The sequence below is a fragment of the Roseomonas sp. FDAARGOS_362 genome, from assembly GCF_002754815.1.
Classification (GTDB): domain Bacteria; phylum Pseudomonadota; class Alphaproteobacteria; order Acetobacterales; family Acetobacteraceae; genus Roseomonas; species Roseomonas mucosa.
The window spans coordinates 212254-228383 of record NZ_CP024588.1 but is presented as its reverse complement, the minus strand read 5'-3'; the positions used below and the strand labels follow the sequence as shown (position 1 = coordinate 228383).

Below are 16130 nucleotides of genomic sequence, written 5' to 3'. Positions count from 1 at the left end.
GATCATGCGCCTTTCCGCCGCGCGCTCCCCTCCGGGTCCGGCGCGGCGCCGAACCCCCAGACGAAGCTCATGCCAAGCGACAGTCACAGTCGATCTCGCCCGCCGTTGGTGGCCGCCGCGGACTGATCCCGCCTCCGGGTCCGGTTCCCCGCGTTCCGCTGCCAACGGCATGACGGAACGGTGAAACATGGACACGAACAGGAACACCCCCGGCGGCAACCAGGCCGACCGGACCGCTGCTCCCGGCCCGGTGCTGGACCCGCGCGAACAGGGCGCGGCCGGCATCCTCGCCGAACAGCTCGCCCAGGGCCACGTCGCCGATGCAGTGGAGCGGCTGAACACCCTCTCCCCCCAGGAGTCGGCCGCCGCCCTCGCGCTGCTGCCCGACGATCGCGCCGTCGAGATCCTCGACAAGCCCGAGCTCGACGACCCGGCGGAGATCGTCCACTTCCTGCCGCGCGACCGCGCCGCGGTGCTGCTGGAAGGCATGTCCGCCGACCGCGTGGCCGACATGCTGCGCGACCTGGAGGGCACGGAGCGGGCGGCGCTGGTGGCGCGGCTCAGCGCCGAGATGGCGCTGGCGGTGCAGCGCCTGCTCTCCTATCCGCCGCGCACCGCCGGCAGCATCATGACCACCGAGTTCGTCAGCGTCCCCGCCAACTGGACGGTGGCGCAGACCCTGGCGCATGTTCGCAGGGTCGAGCGCACGCGCGAGACGATCTACGCCATCTATGTGGTGGAGCCGCGCACGCGCGCCCTGGTGCGCGCGGCCACCATGCGCCGCCTCATCACGGCGGAGCCGGGGGACTTCATCCTCTCCGCCACGCGCGAGACCGAGCCCGTCACGGTCAAGCCGCTGACCAGCCGCGAGGAGGTGGCCCGCCTGTTCCGCCGCCACGACCTGCTGGCCGTGCCGGTGGTGGACGACGCCCGCCGCATCCTCGGCATCGTGACGGTGGACGACGTGCTCGACGCCATCGTCGAGGAAGGCACCGAGGACGTGCAGCGCTTCGGCGGCATGGAGGCGAGCGACGAGCCCTATACCGAGCTCGGCTTCGGCGGGATGATCCGCAAGCGCGCCGGCTGGCTCTGCGCCCTGTTCCTCAGCGAGATGCTCACCGCCAGCGCCATGCAGCACTACGAGGACGCGCTGGAGCGCGCCGTGGTGCTGACGCTGTTCATCCCGCTGATCATGAGCTCGGGCGGCAATTCCGGCTCCCAGGCCACATCGCTGCTGATCCGCGCCCTGGCGCTGGGCGAGCTGCGGCTGCGCGACTGGTGGCGCGTGGCGCTGCGCGAGCTGCCGACCGGCCTCACCCTGGGCGCCATCCTGGGCACCATCGGCATGCTGCGCATCCTGGTCTGGCAGGAGTTCGGCTTCTTCGACTATGGCGAGCACTGGATGCTGATCGCCCTGACCGTGGGCACGGCCCTGGTGGGCATCGTGACCTTCGGCTCGCTGGCGGGCTCCATGCTGCCCTTCATCCTGAAGCGCATCGGCTTCGACCCCGCCAGCGCCTCCGCCCCCTTCGTGGCGACCCTGGTGGATGTCACCGGCCTGGTCATCTACTTCTCCGTGGCCTCCGCCATCCTGCGCGGGACCCTGCTGTGACCCGGCCCCGCCCACGGCAGACCCGGAAAGGGCGCCGAGGGGCGGCCGCCCCGGTCTTCACGGAACCCCGGTCTTCACAAAAGGCCGGAATTTCATCAGCCTGCCCATCCAGCACGGTCTGGGCTAAGCACAACATCCCGCCGGGAGACCTGGAATGCGGATTCTGCTTGTGGAGGACGACGCCGAGGTCGCCCGCTTCGTGACCAAGGGCCTGCGCGAGGCCGGGCATACCGTCGAGCATTCGTCCAATGGCCGCGACGGCCTGTTCCTCGCCGCCTCGGAACCCTTCGACCTGCTGGTACTGGACCGGATGCTGCCCGGCGGCGTCGATGGCGTGCGGCTGGTGGAGACCCTGCGCACCCAGGGGAACCGGACGCCCGTCCTGTTCCTTTCCGCCCTCAGCGCCGTGGACGAGCGGGTGAAGGGGCTCAAGGCCGGGGGCGACGACTACCTCGCCAAGCCCTTCGCCTTCGCCGAGCTGCTGGCCCGTGTCGAGGCGCTGGGCCGCCGCCCGGCGGTGGACGCGCCCGCCACGCGGCTGAAGGTCGCGGACCTGGAGCTCGACCTGCTTTCCCGCACCGTGACGCGCGGCGACAAGCGCATCGAGATCCAGCCGCGCGAGTTCCGCCTGCTGGAGCACCTGATGCGCCATGCCGGGCAGGTGGTGACCCGCACCATGCTGCTGGAGAAGGTCTGGGACTATCACTTCGACCCGCAGACCAACGTGATCGACGTGCATGTCTCCCGCCTCCGCCAGAAGCTGGACAAGGGCTTCGACAAGCCGCTGATCCATACCATCCGCAATGCCGGCTACATGCTGCGCGCGGACCCCTGACGGGAGGCTCTCCATGCCCTTCCAGGGGGGCCGGCAACGGGAACCGGCCTCCACCCCGTCCCGGCCGCGCGGGTTCCGCGCCGGTGGGGGCGGAGGCGTGATGCCGCGATGAGCGCCGGGCCGCCGGCCGGACCGGAGCAGGGACCGGCGCACGGGCCGCCGCCACGCGGGCCAGCGGGCGGGTTGCCCGCCGGGTTGCCTGACACGCCGCCGGCCAGCCCCTCCGGCAGGTCGCCGAACGGACCACCGAAGCGGCCGCGCCAGCCATTGGCCGGGCTGCGGCTGCTTGGCCAGCGGCTGGCGCGGCTGGTGGGCGGCGCCGGCTTCCGCGCGGCCGCCTTCTTCGCCACCGTCTTCCTGCTGGCCGGGCTGGTCTTCGCCGCCGTGCTCTGGTGGGGCACCGCCGGGGCGCTGGACCGGCAGACGGATGCCACCATCCGCAGCGATGCCGCGGTCTTCCAGGAACGCTGGCGCGAGGCCGGGCGCGACGGGCTGATCGAGGCCATCGCCCAGCATCTGGCCGAGGATGTGGAGGACCAGAGCCTCTACCTCCTCACCGACGTCACGGGGCACCGGCTGGCCGGCAACCTGGAGGCGCCGCGCGACGGCTATTTCGACACCTATCTCGCCGGGCCGCGCTGGCAGTCCCTGTCCCTGCTGCGGGAAGGCGTGCTGACCGAGGCGCGGATCTTCCGCCTCGACTTCCCCAACGGCGACGTGCTGCTGCTGGGCCGCGACGTGGAGGACAAGCTGCGGCTGCGCGAGCTGCTGAACGAGGGCCTCGCCTGGTCCGCCGCGGCGGCCGCCTTCTTCGCCTTCGCCGGGGCCTGGGTGCTGCGCCGGGCGCTGGAGGACCGGCTCCAGCCCGCCGCCGACACCGCCGCCGCGATCGCGCAGGGCGACCTGAGCCAGCGCGTGCCGCTCTCGGGCCGGGAGGACGAGTTCGACCGCCTCGGCAGCGCCATGAACAACATGCTGGACCGCATCGCGACGCTGATGGAGGGGGTGCGCGGCGTGTCCGACGCCATCGCCCACGACCTGCGCACGCCGATCGCCCGCGCCCGCGCCAAGCTGGAGGACGCGCTGGCCGAGGCCGAGGGCGCCCCGGACCGGGAGGCGGCGGAGCTGCTGCGTCAGGCGGTGGATCGCGGCATCGCCGACCTGGACGGCATCGCCCGGGTCTTCCAGGCGGTGCTGCGGATCGCGGAGGTGGAGGCCGGCGCGCGGCGCGCCGCCTTCGCCCCCTTTGACCTCGCCCCGGTGCTGGCCGATGCGGCGGAGCTCTACGGCGCCTCGGCCGAGGCGGCGGAGCAGAGCCTGATGGCGGAGATCCAGCCCAACCTGCCGCTGGTGGGCGACCGAGACCTGCTGCTGCAGGCGGTGGCCAACCTGCTGGACAACGCGGTGAAGTTCTCGCCGCCCGCCAGCACCGTGCGGCTGCGCGCCTTCCGCGACCGGCAGGCGGTGCATGTCACCGTGGCCGACGAGGGACCCGGCATGAGCCCCGGGGAGCGCGCCCGCGCCGGCGAACGTTTCTTCCGCACCGACGGCGCCCGCGCCACGCCCGGCTCGGGCCTCGGCCTGTCGCTGGTCCGCGCCGTGACCGCGCTGCATGGCGGCGAGATCATCCTCGCCGACACGCGCCCCGGGCGTCCCCTGCCCGGCCTGAGCGTGACGCTGCGCCTGCCGATGGACCCCGAGCAGCCGGAAGGCCAGGCGAGCGGCTAACGCAGCTTTCACGGCGCGAACACGGCGGCACAGTGTCCCGTGCCCGATAAGGGGCCATGCGACACAAGGCCATCGCGCCGGTCCTGCTTCTTGCCGGGCCCCTTTTCTGTCTCCAGTCCACCTCCCTTCAAACCGTCGGGCTGGCCGTGGAGAAGGGGGCGCGGGACCTCTGGCATGTGCGGCCGGACCGTCCGGAATACTGCCAGGAGCTGGCGAGCCGCCTCGCCGCCCTGCCGGGCGCCCTGACCACGCCGGCCAAGCAGCTGGGGGACGAGGGGCTGACCCTGTGCCGGAAAGGCTATCCGCGCACCGGCGTCGCCAAGCTGCGCCGCGCTATCCGCGAGGCCCAGGGGAACTAGGACGGAACATCGAAGCCGTCCCAGGGCCAGATCCCAGGATCAGATCCCAGAATCAGATCCCGGGGCCAAACCCCAGGATCAGCCCCGGGGATCAGCCGGCTACCATCCGGAAGCCCATGCCCTCCGCCCGCACCCGGCTGAAGCCGGTGACATGCCCACCCGCGACCAGACAGCCCGCGGCGGCCGCGCGCTCCAGTCCCGCCTTGCGGCTGCGGCGCGCCTCGGCGGGGTCGAGGTCATAGGTCAGGCTCAGCGCCGGGTCGGCCGATTGCGGCCCGGCGAGGTGCAGCAGGTCGCCCCAGAGCAGCAGGCTGCCGCCCTCCCCCTCGCCGCGCAGCAGATAGCCGGCATGGCCCGGCGTATGCCCCGGCAGCGGCAGCAGCTCGATCCCCGGCAGGACCTCCCCGGCGGGGACGCCGCGCAGCCGCCCGGCATAGGCCCGCACCAGCTTCTCCGCGATGTCGAAGCCGCTGCGCCGCTCCGGCGGTGTCGCTTCGCGGGATACGGCATCGGTGAAGAAGCCCAGGTCCCGCTCTGGCACCAGGATCTCCGCCCGCGGCAGCCAGGGTTCCTCCCCATCGAGCAGGCCCAGCGCATGGTCGCCATGGATATGGGTCAGCAACACGCGGTCCACCTGTCCAGGCGCGATCCCGTGCCGCTCCAGCGCCGTGCGGGCATGGCCGAGTGCCGGACCCCAAGCTTGGCCCGTCCCCGCATCGACCAGGGTGATGCCGTCAGGCCCGCGCAGCAGGAAGGCGTTCACGTCGATCCTGATGGCATCGCCGGACAGCGGCCCCAGAGCGCGGTCTCGCGCCTCCACTCCGTCGGGATGCACCACCACCCCTGGTGGCGGTTCGAAGATGCCGTCGAGCAGGAGCGCCACCTCCCGGTCACCGATCCGGCGACTTCCATCCGTCATGGCATTCCAGTCCTCTTCCAGCGAATCCCGGCGGCCGCGATTCAATCGATGCGGCGCAGCGTGTCCATCCGGTAGAACTCGCTCCGGCTCGCCACCAGGGGCTTCAGCACATCGGCCGTGCCGGCGATGAAGCGCTCCGTGGCCTCGTCGCCGGACAGGGGGAAATCGGTCTCCGGCAGCCAATGCACCAGCACCACGTCGCCGCCGGGGCGCAGGGAACGCGTGACCTGCGTACAGACGCGCTTCAGGTCCTCTTCATCGAAGAAGTACAGGACCTCGGAAAACAGGATCAGGTCGAAGTGCCCTTCCGGCCATTCCTCCGGCACGCGCCCGTGCAGGATCTCCACATGCGCCTGCCCCGCCAGCCGCTGCCGCGCCCGTGCCAGCGGAGCCTCGGCCGCGTCCAGCGCCACCAGCCGGTCGCAGCGCTTCGCCAGCTGCTCCGTCAGCACGCCGATGGAACAGCCGATCTCCAGCGCCGCCGCGTAATGCGGGCGCGGCAGGGCGGCCAGGGTGGCGGCGTATTTCTCGCGCTCATAGGGCTTGCTCTCGAAGCCCCAGGGGTCCGGGTTCCCGGCATAGAGATCGTCGAAATAGCTGGTCGGCAGGCTGCGGTCGCTGCGGCTCATGGCGTCAGGTCCAGATAGAGTTCCCAGGGGCGCAGCAGCACGTCGAGTGCCGCCGGCGAAAGCACGAAGCCACCCGGGTCATCCGCGATCAGCCCGGTGGTCTGGCTGCGATGCGCCGCCACCGCCGCGCGCTTGGCGGGCAGCTCCGCCGCGATGTCCAGCCGGACGCCGCGCGGCACGGCGGCGAGCTCCACCGGCTCCACCGGCGCCAGCATCCCCGGATAGAGGTGCCGCCAGCCCCAGACCGGATAGGCCAGCAGGCGCAGTCCCAGGTCCCCCGCGACATGCCGCGCCATCCGCCAGGTGGCGAGGTGGTCGCCATGCGGGTCCTCCTCCCAGGGGGCGAGGATCGTGGTGGCGCCGTCGCGCAGCGCCAACCCGCCGATGGCGGTCGCCGCCGCCTCGAAGCCCGGCCCTTCCTGCGGCACCGCCCCGTCGGGCAGGCCCAGCGTCACCAGCCGCTCCGGCCCCAGGCCGAGCGCGGCCAGCGCCGCCGCCATCTCCTCCTGCCGCAGCGCCGCCAGCCGCCGGGGCGGATAGAGCCGCGAATCATGCGACGCCGCCCCGTCCGAAACCAGCACCACCCGCACCTCCCGCCCGCGCGCCGCGAGCTGCGCCAGCAGCCCGCCGCAGCCGAGGGATTCGTCGTCCGGATGCGGTGAAAGCAGCAGCACCGGCCCGGCCTCCGGCAACAGCGCCTCCAGCCCTTCCAGCGGCCAGGCTTCGGCGGCGCGGAGAAACTCGGTGGCCTTCATGCGATCGTGTCCGCCTTCATGTCCCGGGAGCATCCGGCCCGGCGGGGCCCCGGCTCACCGGCCCCAAAGATCGCCCACCGGGGCCGCCGCCGCCAGGGCATGCTGCGCCGCCGATGTCAGGGCGCGGTCCGGTCCCGGCTGCCGCAGATAGGTGGCGAGGTCCCGCGCGATCCGCTCGACCGGCGCCGGGCGCAGGAAAGCCCCGAGTCCGATGGAGCGCTGCGCCAGTTCCATCGCCGCCAGCCCCGCCCGTTCCACCGCGCCGCGCGCCAGGTCCACATAGGCCACGACCCGCGCCGCCGCCTCCCCGTCGCCGGAAGCCCCTGCCTCCGGCCCCTCGGCCATCCGCGCCGCCTCGCCCACCCAGAGCCGCGCCGCCTCCGCCTCCGCCAGGGCCTGGCCGAGCCGCGCCTGCTGGTGCGGGTCCCCGCCCCGGCCGGTCGCGGTCAGATGGTGGCGCAGCGCCTCCACCACCGCCTCGATGCCTCCGAGATGTACGGCCAGGAAGCGCCAGGCGCCACCGGAGAAGCCGGGCTGGGCGAAGTAGGCCCCGGGCGGACCGATCAGCGCCCCGGGGCTCAGCTCCATGCCGCTGAAATCCATGTTCCCGGTGGCCGAGGCCCGCATCCCCGAAGCCGTCCAGACGGAAAGGTCCGCCCGCCCGGTGCCCCTCGGCAGCGGCAGCAACAGCATCCGCACGCCGTCCGGTACCTGGGCCGGGACCAGCGCCCGTTCCACCAGCCCGGCCCCGGAGCACCAGATCTTGCCCCCGCTGAGCCGGCGCATGTCCTCCTCCAGCACCAGCCCGCGTCCTGGCACCTCGGCGGCCCAGACCCCGAAGAGGCGGCCCGCCCGGGCATCCGCCGCGGCTTCCTCCACCTGTTCCGGCGTACCGTAGGCGGCGACGAGGCGCAGCGCGTTCACATGCCCTTCGAAGAGACGTCCCAGCGGCAGGCTGGCCCGGCCGATCCGGCGCAGCGCCCGCATCAGCGGCTTGGTGCCCCCGGGTTCGGAACCCCAGCCCAGCCCGCCCAGTGCGGCAGGCAGCGGCGCCACCAGCAGCCCGGCCGCGCCGAGGGCCGCCACCTCCTCCACGGGCAGGCCGCCTTCCCCGTCCAGCCGCGCGGCCCGCTCCTCCACTCCCGGCAAAAGGGCGTCCAGCCGTTCCAGCATCTCCGCCGTAGAGGCTGGCGCCGTAGGCATGGTGGTGAGGGAGGCGTGGGCGGAGTGCGGGAGGGCGTGGTGATTCATGCTGCCGCTTCAACCGGACAGGCCGGACCGGGTTGCCCGCCCGGCGGGGAAGCGATGCGAAACCGTTGCAAAACTCCGCGTGGTCCCGCCCCACTTGGTCCCGCCGCGGGCCGGATCTCCCCCGCGCTGCGGCAGAGGGGTAGCATGGCGGCACTCCGGGCGCGGGGGCGTCCCGGGGGTGGGAAATCGGCCGGCATATCCGGAGGGGGGGCCTCGGCGATCATGTCTGTGCGGCGGAAGCTGTGGGCGGCCGTCCTGCTGGCCGTGCCGCTCGTCCTGGCGGGCTGCGCCGGGTCGCGCGGCACCGTCTCCAATGCCAGGGCGCGTGCCCATGGCTACGAGGGCGGCGGCGGTGCCTATCTGAGTTGCGTACCCTATGCGCGCGCCCGCTCCGGCATCGCGCTGCGCGGCGATGCCTGGCAGTGGTGGGACGCGGCCGCCGGCAGCTACGCGCGCGGGGCGCAGCCGCGCCCCGGCAGCGTGCTGGTGCTCCGCCGCACCGCCCGGTTGCGCGACGGCCACCTGGCCGTGGTGTCGCGCGTGGTCTCGGAGCGGGAGGTGCTGGTGGACCATGCCAACTGGGCCTCCGGCGGGCTGAAGGGCCTCGTGGCGCGCGGCCAGCCGGTGATCGACGTCTCCCCCGGCAATGACTGGACCCAGGTGCGGGTCTGGTATCCCCCGGCGCGGGTTGTCGGCAGCACGGTTTTCCCGGCCTACGGCTTCATCTACCGGGACCTGCCCCGGCAGGCGTCGCGCTGAATCCCCGCAGCTCCTTGACCAGGGACTCTGCTGGACGCGCCCCGCCAGCCGGCGAAGATGGGCCCGGTGGTTCCCGGCGGCCCGGCAGGCTCCCCTCGCGGGCCCGCGGAAGCCTCGCGGGGTCTGCCGGGAGAGAAGACGGAACGCCATGACCACGATCCTCAGCCGCCGCGGCCTGCTCGCCAGCACGGCGGCCCTGCCCCTCGCCGCACCGGCCCTGCACCGGGCCCGGGCCGCCACCGCCACGGACGCCCCCTGGCCGGACCGGCCGCTGCGCCTGATCCTGCCCTTCCCGGCCGGCTCCACGCCCGACCTGGTGGCCCGTGCCATCGGCCCGGAACTCTCCGCCGGGCTCGGCCAGCCCGTGGTGGTGGACAACCGCCCCGGCGCCGGCGGCAATATCGGCACCGACATGGCCGCCAAGGCGACGGACGGCCACACCATCTGCCTGTCGATCAACGGGCCGATCACCACCGCCCCGGCCCTGTACCGCAACCTGCCCTATGACCCGCAGCGAGACCTGCGGCCGATCGCCATGGCGGTGCGGGCGCCGCAGCTGCTGGTCGTCACGCCCGGCGTGCCGGCGCGGAGCCTCGCGGAGTTCTTCGCCTATGTGAGGGCCAACCCGGGCAGGCTCTCCTTCGCCTCGGTCGGCGCCGGCTCGGGTGGCCACCTCGCCATGGTGGAGCTGATGGCGCGCGAGGGGCTGCGGATGGAGCACGTGCCCTATCGCGGCTTCCCGCAGGCGGTGCTCGACATGGTGGCCGGCCGCATCGAGACCATGGTGGTCACCATCGGCGCCGTGCTGCCGCAGGTGCGCGACGGCCAGCTCATCGCCCTCGCCTGCACCGGCGAGCACCGCGCCGCCGAGATGCCGGATGTGCCGGCCCTGGCCGAAGCCGGGATCAAGGACGCTACCTCCTATGGCTGGAGCGGCCTCTTCGCCCCGGCCTCGATGCCCGAGCCGCATCGCGCCCGGCTGGAGGCGCTGGCCGTGGCCGGGTTCCGCAAGCCGCAGGTCCGCCAGGCGCTGGAGAATATCGGCTTCGAGGTGATGGGCCTGCCCAGCCAGGACTTCGCCCGCTTCATCGCCGCCGAGACGGAACGCTGGGGCAGCCTGATCCGCAAGCTGGACATCCAGGCCGACTGAGCCCCCTTCCGGCGCCGGCCCCGGAACCGGCGCCGGCCCGTGGCGTTACAACGCGTTGCAAAGCCGTTCCGCCCCGGCCACGGCCCGAGGTTGTGCCGGACCCCGCACGCCCCCATCTCCCGGTCGGGAGCCGGTCCGCCCCTGGCCATCGGCCCGTGGCCCCGGCTTTTCCGGCGAGGATCGGAGAGGGTCCGCCAGCCCGTGTGGTCGGGCGGCGGCGCTCCGGATCACCGTCCGGCAGGCAGAATCCGGCGGCCGGGCGATTACGCCGCGTGCCTTTCTGCTCTAGTGTCGGTAGGGAAACGCGATCGAGGCGCCGCCGGGCGCGCCTTGGCATAATGACAGGAATTGAGGCCGCACCATGGGTTCGTTCAGCATCTGGCACTGGCTCATCGTCCTGCTGGTGGTCCTGCTGCTCTTCGGAAGCGGCAAGATCAGCGGTCTGATGGGTGACCTCGCCACCGGCATCAAGTCGTTCAAGAAGAACATGCGCGAGGACGAGGACGAGTCCATGGCGCGCGACACCCAGGCGCCGCCGGCCAACCTGCCGCCCCCGCCCCCGGGCACGCCGACCACCGGCACCAACAACGCCACCACCACGGCCAATCCGGGCCGCCCCGCGGCCTGAACCGTGCAGGGGAGCCCGGGCGACGGTCCACGGGCTCTCCTTTCCCGGCACCGACCGCCCTGGCGCCCTTTTCCGCGCCCCGGAATTCTGACAGACCAGCGCCGGCCCAGGAGGCTTCCCGCAGGGAGTCCCCGGGGTCGGCTTTCCCTTGCCGGGGCCACGCGCCCCGGCTTCCCCCTATCCGGGAGATCGGGTCATGGAGCTGGCGGAAGCGCTCAGCCGCATCATCGGGGCCGGCCGGCGCATGGACGCGCGCGGCTGGGTCCCCGCCACGGCGGGAAACCTTTCCATCCGCCTGCCCGGCGACCGGGTCGCGGTCACGCGCTCCGGCTGCCACAAGGGCTTTTTGCAGGACGGGCACGTCATGGTCGTGGACCTGGACGGCAGGCCCGAGGACCCGTCGCTGCGGCCTTCGGCGGAAACCCTACTGCATTGCGGCGCCTATCGCCACTTCCCCGAGGCGGGGGCGGTGCTGCACGGCCACAGCGTCCCCAACACGGTGATGTCGCGCATGTCGGGCGACGAGATCCTGCTGGAAGGCTACGAGCTGCTGAAGGCCTTCCCCGGCCTGCCCACCCACGAGGCCACGGTCGGCCTGCCGGTCTTCGACAACGACCAGGACATCGCCCGCCTCCAGTCCCGCGTTTCCGCCCGCTGGCGGGAGATGGCGGAGGACGACACGATCGTTCCGCCGGGCTATTTGATCCGCGGCCACGGCGTCTATGTATGGGCCGCCGACATGGATGGGGCCCTGGCGCGGCTGGAGGCCCTGGAGTTCATGCTGGGCTGCGAGCTGATCGCGCAGAGCCGAGGAGGGATGTTCGAATGAGCCGCCTGGTCGTTCACGACGCCGCCACCAAGGCGGTGGAGCTCGACACCGACAACGCCACCGCCATCGCCGAGACCCTGGCCGCCATCGGCGTGCGGTTCGAGCGCTGGCCCGTCGTCTCGCTGCCCCAGGGTGCCGATGCCGAGGCGGTGCTGGATGCCTACCGCCCGCACCTGGACGCACTGCTGGGCCAGACCGGCGCCGGCTCCTCCGACGTGATCAAGCTCTCTCCCGACCATCCGCAGCGTGAGACGCTGCGCACCAAGTTCCTCGACGAGCACACCCATACCGAGGACGAGGTCCGCTTCTTCCACGAGGGCTCTGGCAACTTCATCCTGCACGTGAACGGCAAGGTCTATGATGCCCACTGCACGGAGGGCGACCTGATCAGCGTCCCGGCGAACACGCAGCACTGGTTCGACGCCGGCACGCATCCCTCCTTCACCGCGGTACGGATCTTCACCGACACCTCGGGCTGGGTGCCGCACTACACGGGCACGGACATGGCGAAGCGCTTCCCGGCCGCCCACGGCACGCCCGCGCAGGCATGAGCGCTCCGGTGCCCGCCACCCGCTTGGCCGCGATCCTCACCGACATCGAGGGCACGACCAGCGCCATCGCCTTCGTGAAAGAGGTGCTGTTCCCCTTCGCGGAGGCGGAACTCGACCGCTTCCTGGACCGCCATGGCGGGGAGGCCGAGGTCGCCGCCATCCTGGCCGGGGTGCGCGAGCTCGCACCGGGGCAGGAGCCGCGCGCCGTCCTGCGCACCTGGATGGCATCGGATGCCAAGGTCACGCCGCTGAAGGCACTGCAGGGGCTGATCTGGCGGCAGGGCTACGAGGATGGGCGGCTCACCTCGCATCTCTATCCGGACGTGGCCCCTTGCCTGCGTGCCTGGTCCGCGGCCGGGCTGCGCCTCTGCGTCTATTCCTCCGGCTCGGTGGAGGCGCAGAAGCTGCTCTTCGGCCACAGCCCGGCGGGCGACCTGACGCCGATCTTCTCGGGCTTCTTCGACACCCGCGTCGGCGCCAAGCGCGAGGCCGCGAGCTACCGCACCATCACCGCCGGGCTGCACCTGCCGGCAGGGGAGATCCTCTTCCTGTCCGATGTGGCCGAGGAGCTGGACGCGGCCCGGGAGGCCGGCCTCGCCACCTGCCAGCTCGTCCGGCCCGAGGATGGCACGCAACCCTCCGGCCGCCATCCCGAGGCGGGCGGCTTCCCGGCCGTGGCCTCGCTCTTCGGGCTACCACACGCTTGAACCCCTGCGGTGCGGGTCCGCCGTGCCCGCAACGCGCGAACACGTCACCCAAGCATGGCGGAATCGTCATGCGGCGGACCCTGGCCGCAGGTTTGCGGCGGCGTCATAGATACCTTCCCGCCCATCCAGCCCGTGAGATCCCCCCGCTCCCATGCTGACCACCTACACTGTGGTGAATGGCCGCCTGGAGGTCAGGGAGGGCACGCGCCCCCCCGAGGAACTGCGAACCGCCGTCTGGCTCGACCTGCTGAACCCGAGCCGGGAGGAGGAGCGCGCCGTCCAGGACGCCCTGGGGCTGGAGGTGCCGACGCGCGAGGAGCAGCAGGAGATCGAGAGCTCCTCCCGCCTCTACCGGGAGGAGGATGCCCTCTTCCTCACCGCCAACTTCCTCTACGGGGTGGAGGAAGGCGAGTTCGGCAGCACGCCCATCACCTTCGTCCTCGCCGCGCACAACCTGATCACCGTGCGCTATGCCACGCCCAAGGCCATCGCCATGTTCTCCACCCGTTGCCGCAAGCACCCGCCGAGCCTGCTGCGCTCCCCCGACCAGGTGATGATCGGCATCTTCGAGAGCGTGGTGGACCGGCTGGCCGATATCCTGGAGCGGGTGGGCGCGGACATGGACACCGCCAGCCGCACCGCCTTCCGCTCCGCCAAGGGCACCACCAAGGCGAACCGGCGGGACGAGGACCTCCGCAACGCGCTGATCGCCCTGGGCCAGGTGGGCGAGGTTACCAGCCGTGCCAGCGAGACCCTGCTCGGCCTCAGCCGCATCCTGACCTATCTCGGCACGGAGAAGGACGCGCTGGTGCGCAAGGAGAACACCACGCAGGTGAAGACCCTGGTGCGCGACCTGAAGTCCCTGGTGGACCATGCGGGCTTCCTGGCCAACAAGGCGAACTTCCTGCTCGACGCCATCCTGGGCGTCATCAACATCGACCAGAACGGCATCATCAAGACCTTTACCGTGGCCTCGGTGGCGTTGATGCCGCCCACCCTGATCGCCAGCATCTACGGCATGAACTTCAAGGACATGCCCGAGCTGGGCTGGGATTTCGGCTATCCGGTGGCGATCGGGCTGATGGTGGTCACCGCGATCCTGCCGGTGCTCTACTTCAAGCGCAAGGGCTGGCTCTGAGCCGCCGTCCCGGCGCGGCGCCCCACGGGCCCGGAGCGGCATCCGGCCTATCCCGGAACAGGTGGCACTTCCTGTATGCTGCGCCGCGTGACGCGCACCCCCCGCCCCTTCCCGTTCCTGTCACTCCTTGGGCCGCTCCTCAGGCCATCCTCCGGCCTGCTGGCGGCCTCGCTGGCCCTGGCCGCCTGTGGCGCCGCGCCGCCCGCGCGTGAACCGGCGCGCCTCGGCCTGAGCGACGTCGCCGCGACGGCCATGGCCCTGGCGGGACGGCTACCGGCAGAGGAGATGGGCTTCGGGCAGAGGCCGCCCCCCGCCGGGGCGCTGGAACGCCTCTCCCCCGCCGTGCTGCTTGCCTATTACCAGCGGGCGGGTGCCGGGGCTTCCGCCATCACGGCCCTGCTCGACCTCCCGCCCTCCGACGAGATCGCACCCGGTCCGCCGGATGGGATCGAGGCCCCGGAACTGGCCCTCTTCCTCGAAACCCGGCGCCGCGTCGTCACGGCGGGCGAAATCCTCGAAGGCCGGGACACGAGGGGCCGCCTCTTCACCGCCCGCGCACGCGGCACGAAGGTCGGCCTGCGCTGCGCCGCCGTCCTCGCCTCGGGCAGCGGCGCGCCCGACCGGCAGCACGTGACCTGTGCCCGCATCCTGGGGCGGCGGATCGTCCTCGTTTCCGCCGTGGCCCGCGCCGGGCCCGGCCGCGCCGGCGAGACGGAGGCCATGCTCGTGGCCTTCAGCGGCCGCCTGATCGCGGCCCTGATGGGCCTGGGCAAGCCCCCGGCGCCGGAGAATGCCGACCCCTTCCTGCTTTCTCCGCCCGCCTCGCGCACCTGAGGCGGCGGCGCCTCAGGCTTCCGGCAGGGGCTTGAGCACCGCGAGGCGGAAGGCGACCAGCAGCGCCACCAGCAGCATCGCCCCGACCATGGCCACCACGCCCGGCCAGGCATGGCTGGCCCAGGCGAGGCCGCCGAGCGAGCCGGCGACGCTGGAGCCCATGTAGTAGCAGAAGAGGTAGAGCGAGGAGGCCTGCGCCCGGCCCCGCCGTGCCCGTCGCCCGACCCAGGAGCTGGCGATGGAATGCGCGCCGAAGAAGCCGAAGGTGGTGACGGCGATGCCCAGGATCACCACGGCCAGCGAGGCGGACAGTGTCAGCAGCACCCCCGCCAGCATGGCCAGCACGATGGCCCAGAAGACGCGCCGCCGCCCCAGCCGGTCGGCCAGCCGTCCGGAGACGGTGGAGCTGACAATCCCCACCAGATAGACGGTGAAGATCATGCCCACCACCGCCTGGCTGAGCCCGAAGGGCGGGGCGAGGAGGCGGTAGCCGATGTAGTTGTACACGGTCACCAGCCCGCCCATCAGCAGGAAGCCCTCCAGGAAGAGCCAGGGCAGGCCGGGGTCGCGCAGATGCACCAGGAAGTTCGCCACCAGCTCCCGCGGGCGGGCGCTGCGCGGGGCGAACTGGCGCGACGGGGGCAGCAGCCGCCAGAAGGCGACCGCCGCCGCGAGGCCGAGCAGCCCGATCACCCCGACGGCCAGACGCCAGGAGCCGAGATCCGCGATCAGCCCGGTGATGACGCGCCCGCCCATGCCGCCCAGCGCGCTGCCGCTGATGTAGAGCCCCATGGCATAGCCCGAGGATTTCGGGTGCACCTCCTCGCTCACATAGGCCATGGCCACGGCGGGCAGGCCGGAGAAGGTGATGCCCTGCAAGGCCCGCAGCAGCAGGAACTGGTGCCAGGACGGAACCAGCGCCGAGATCACGGTCAGGATCGCCGAGACCAGCAGCGAGAAGAGCATCACGGGCTTGCGCCCCATCGCCTCGGACAGGGTGCTGGCCACCAGCATGGAGACGGCGAGCAGGCCGGTGGTGAGCGAGAGCGACAGGCTGGCCGAGGCGGCGCTGACCCCGAACTCCTCCGAGAAGACCGGCATCAGCGGCTGCACGCAGTACATCAGCGCGAAGGTCGAGAAGCCCGCCGCCAGCATCGCCAGGTTCACGCGCCGGAACTCGCGCGTCCCGCCCTCGATGAAGGCCGGGGGCGCCGGGTCATTCTCAGTGGGAGCGGTGTCGTCTGTCATGCACGGCTGTCCCGTTTCCGGCCGGACGGGGTCCGGCCACGGGCGCCGGCGGCGTCCGGACGAACCTGCCCTGGTTGCGGTCCGGCACCCGGTCGAGAGGTGCCCGCGCCAGGATGACGCCTCTCGCCGCGTCGCGCCAACCCGCGCGGCCCCGTTCCGCCTCCCGCCCCGCGCATGGGTCCGCCCCCTGCCCCGGCC

17 protein-coding genes are annotated in these 16130 nt (G+C 72.4%); 12 read left to right on the top strand and 5 right to left on the bottom strand.

The window, feature by feature from the left end; translation table 11 throughout:
- The first annotated feature begins 187 nt into the window (after positions 1 to 187).
- The 4 genes from mgtE (at position 188) to CTJ15_RS05795 (ending at position 4534) form a co-directional block, all read left to right on the top strand.
- The gene (gene mgtE, locus CTJ15_RS05810; RefSeq protein ID WP_216348646.1) at positions 188 to 1612 is read left to right on the top strand and encodes a magnesium transporter; all 1425 of its coding nucleotides are present in this window, start codon (positions 188 to 190) and stop codon (positions 1610 to 1612) included.
- 154 nt (positions 1613 to 1766) lie between these two features.
- On the top strand, positions 1767 to 2447 hold the full coding sequence (locus tag CTJ15_RS05805) for a response regulator transcription factor (protein WP_019461493.1): 681 nt from the start codon (positions 1767 to 1769) through the stop codon (positions 2445 to 2447).
- Between the two features lie 195 nt (positions 2448 to 2642).
- Entirely contained in the window at positions 2643 to 4175 is a 1533-nt protein-coding gene (locus tag CTJ15_RS05800) for a HAMP domain-containing sensor histidine kinase (protein WP_226946058.1), read from the top strand.
- 56 nt (positions 4176 to 4231) lie between these two features.
- On the top strand, positions 4232 to 4534 hold the full coding sequence (locus CTJ15_RS05795) for a hypothetical protein (RefSeq protein ID WP_019461495.1): 303 nt from the start codon (positions 4232 to 4234) through the stop codon (positions 4532 to 4534).
- Between the two features lie 91 nt (positions 4535 to 4625).
- Here CTJ15_RS05795 and CTJ15_RS05790 read toward each other — a convergent pair whose 3' ends face one another.
- The 4 genes from CTJ15_RS05790 to CTJ15_RS05775 are packed head-to-tail and all read right to left on the bottom strand — an operon-like array spanning position 4626 to position 8040.
- Positions 4626 to 5453 carry an MBL fold metallo-hydrolase gene (locus tag CTJ15_RS05790; RefSeq protein WP_193009641.1) on the bottom strand — a complete coding sequence of 276 codons (828 nt, stop codon included), beginning with the start codon at positions 5451 to 5453 and terminating at the stop codon, positions 4626 to 4628.
- A 41-nt stretch (positions 5454 to 5494) separates the two neighbouring features.
- Positions 5495 to 6082 (bottom strand): class I SAM-dependent methyltransferase, encoded by a 588-nt coding sequence (locus tag CTJ15_RS05785; RefSeq protein WP_058389449.1) that lies wholly within the window; start codon positions 6080 to 6082, stop codon positions 5495 to 5497.
- On the bottom strand, positions 6079 to 6837 hold the full coding sequence (locus tag CTJ15_RS05780; protein WP_019461498.1) for a PIG-L deacetylase family protein: 759 nt from the start codon (positions 6835 to 6837) through the stop codon (positions 6079 to 6081). The genes CTJ15_RS05785 and CTJ15_RS05780 overlap by 4 nt, the downstream gene beginning before the upstream one ends.
- 54 nt (positions 6838 to 6891) lie before the next feature.
- Positions 6892 to 8040, bottom strand: coding sequence for an acyl-CoA dehydrogenase family protein (locus tag CTJ15_RS05775; RefSeq protein WP_226946057.1), 1149 nt, complete (start codon positions 8038 to 8040; stop codon positions 6892 to 6894).
- A 270-nt stretch (positions 8041 to 8310) separates the two neighbouring features.
- On the opposite strand from CTJ15_RS05775, the gene CTJ15_RS05770 reads away from it, so the two are divergent.
- The 8 genes from CTJ15_RS05770 to CTJ15_RS05735 all read left to right on the top strand — a co-directional run bounded on the left by CTJ15_RS05770 (position 8311) and on the right by CTJ15_RS05735 (position 14684).
- Entirely contained in the window at positions 8311 to 8847 is a 537-nt protein-coding gene (locus CTJ15_RS05770; RefSeq protein ID WP_099781315.1) for a CHAP domain-containing protein, read from the top strand.
- 148 nt (positions 8848 to 8995) lie between these two features.
- Complete coding sequence (locus CTJ15_RS05765; protein ID WP_099781314.1) at positions 8996 to 9997, top strand: tripartite tricarboxylate transporter substrate binding protein; 1002 nt, start codon at positions 8996 to 8998, stop codon at positions 9995 to 9997.
- Positions 9998 to 10358: 361 nt separating this feature from the next.
- Positions 10359 to 10625, top strand: a complete 267-nt coding sequence (locus tag CTJ15_RS05760; RefSeq protein ID WP_019461502.1) for a twin-arginine translocase TatA/TatE family subunit — start codon at positions 10359 to 10361, stop codon at positions 10623 to 10625.
- A gap of 196 nt (positions 10626 to 10821) precedes the next feature.
- Positions 10822 to 11454, top strand: a complete 633-nt coding sequence (locus tag CTJ15_RS05755; protein ID WP_099781313.1) for a methylthioribulose 1-phosphate dehydratase — start codon at positions 10822 to 10824, stop codon at positions 11452 to 11454.
- Positions 11451 to 12005 (top strand): acireductone dioxygenase, encoded by a 555-nt coding sequence (locus CTJ15_RS05750; RefSeq protein ID WP_075823137.1) that lies wholly within the window; start codon positions 11451 to 11453, stop codon positions 12003 to 12005. The genes CTJ15_RS05755 and CTJ15_RS05750 overlap by 4 nt, the downstream gene beginning before the upstream one ends.
- Positions 12002 to 12712: an acireductone synthase gene (gene mtnC, locus CTJ15_RS05745; protein WP_075823138.1), complete on the top strand. Its 711-nt coding sequence runs from the start codon at positions 12002 to 12004 to the stop codon at positions 12710 to 12712. Before CTJ15_RS05750 ends, mtnC begins: the two co-directional genes overlap by 4 nt.
- 151 nt (positions 12713 to 12863) lie before the next feature.
- The gene (corA, locus tag CTJ15_RS05740; RefSeq protein ID WP_019461506.1) at positions 12864 to 13850 is read left to right on the top strand and encodes a magnesium/cobalt transporter CorA; all 987 of its coding nucleotides are present in this window, start codon (positions 12864 to 12866) and stop codon (positions 13848 to 13850) included.
- A gap of 87 nt (positions 13851 to 13937) precedes the next feature.
- Positions 13938 to 14684 carry a hypothetical protein gene (locus CTJ15_RS05735; protein ID WP_126281839.1) on the top strand — a complete coding sequence of 249 codons (747 nt, stop codon included), beginning with the start codon at positions 13938 to 13940 and terminating at the stop codon, positions 14682 to 14684.
- Positions 14685 to 14696: 12 nt separating this feature from the next.
- Here the strand turns inward: CTJ15_RS05735 and CTJ15_RS05730 are convergent, their stop codons facing one another.
- Entirely contained in the window at positions 14697 to 15932 is a 1236-nt protein-coding gene (locus CTJ15_RS05730) for an MFS transporter (RefSeq protein ID WP_019461508.1), read from the bottom strand.
- Positions 15933 to 16130: the final 198 nt, after the last annotated feature.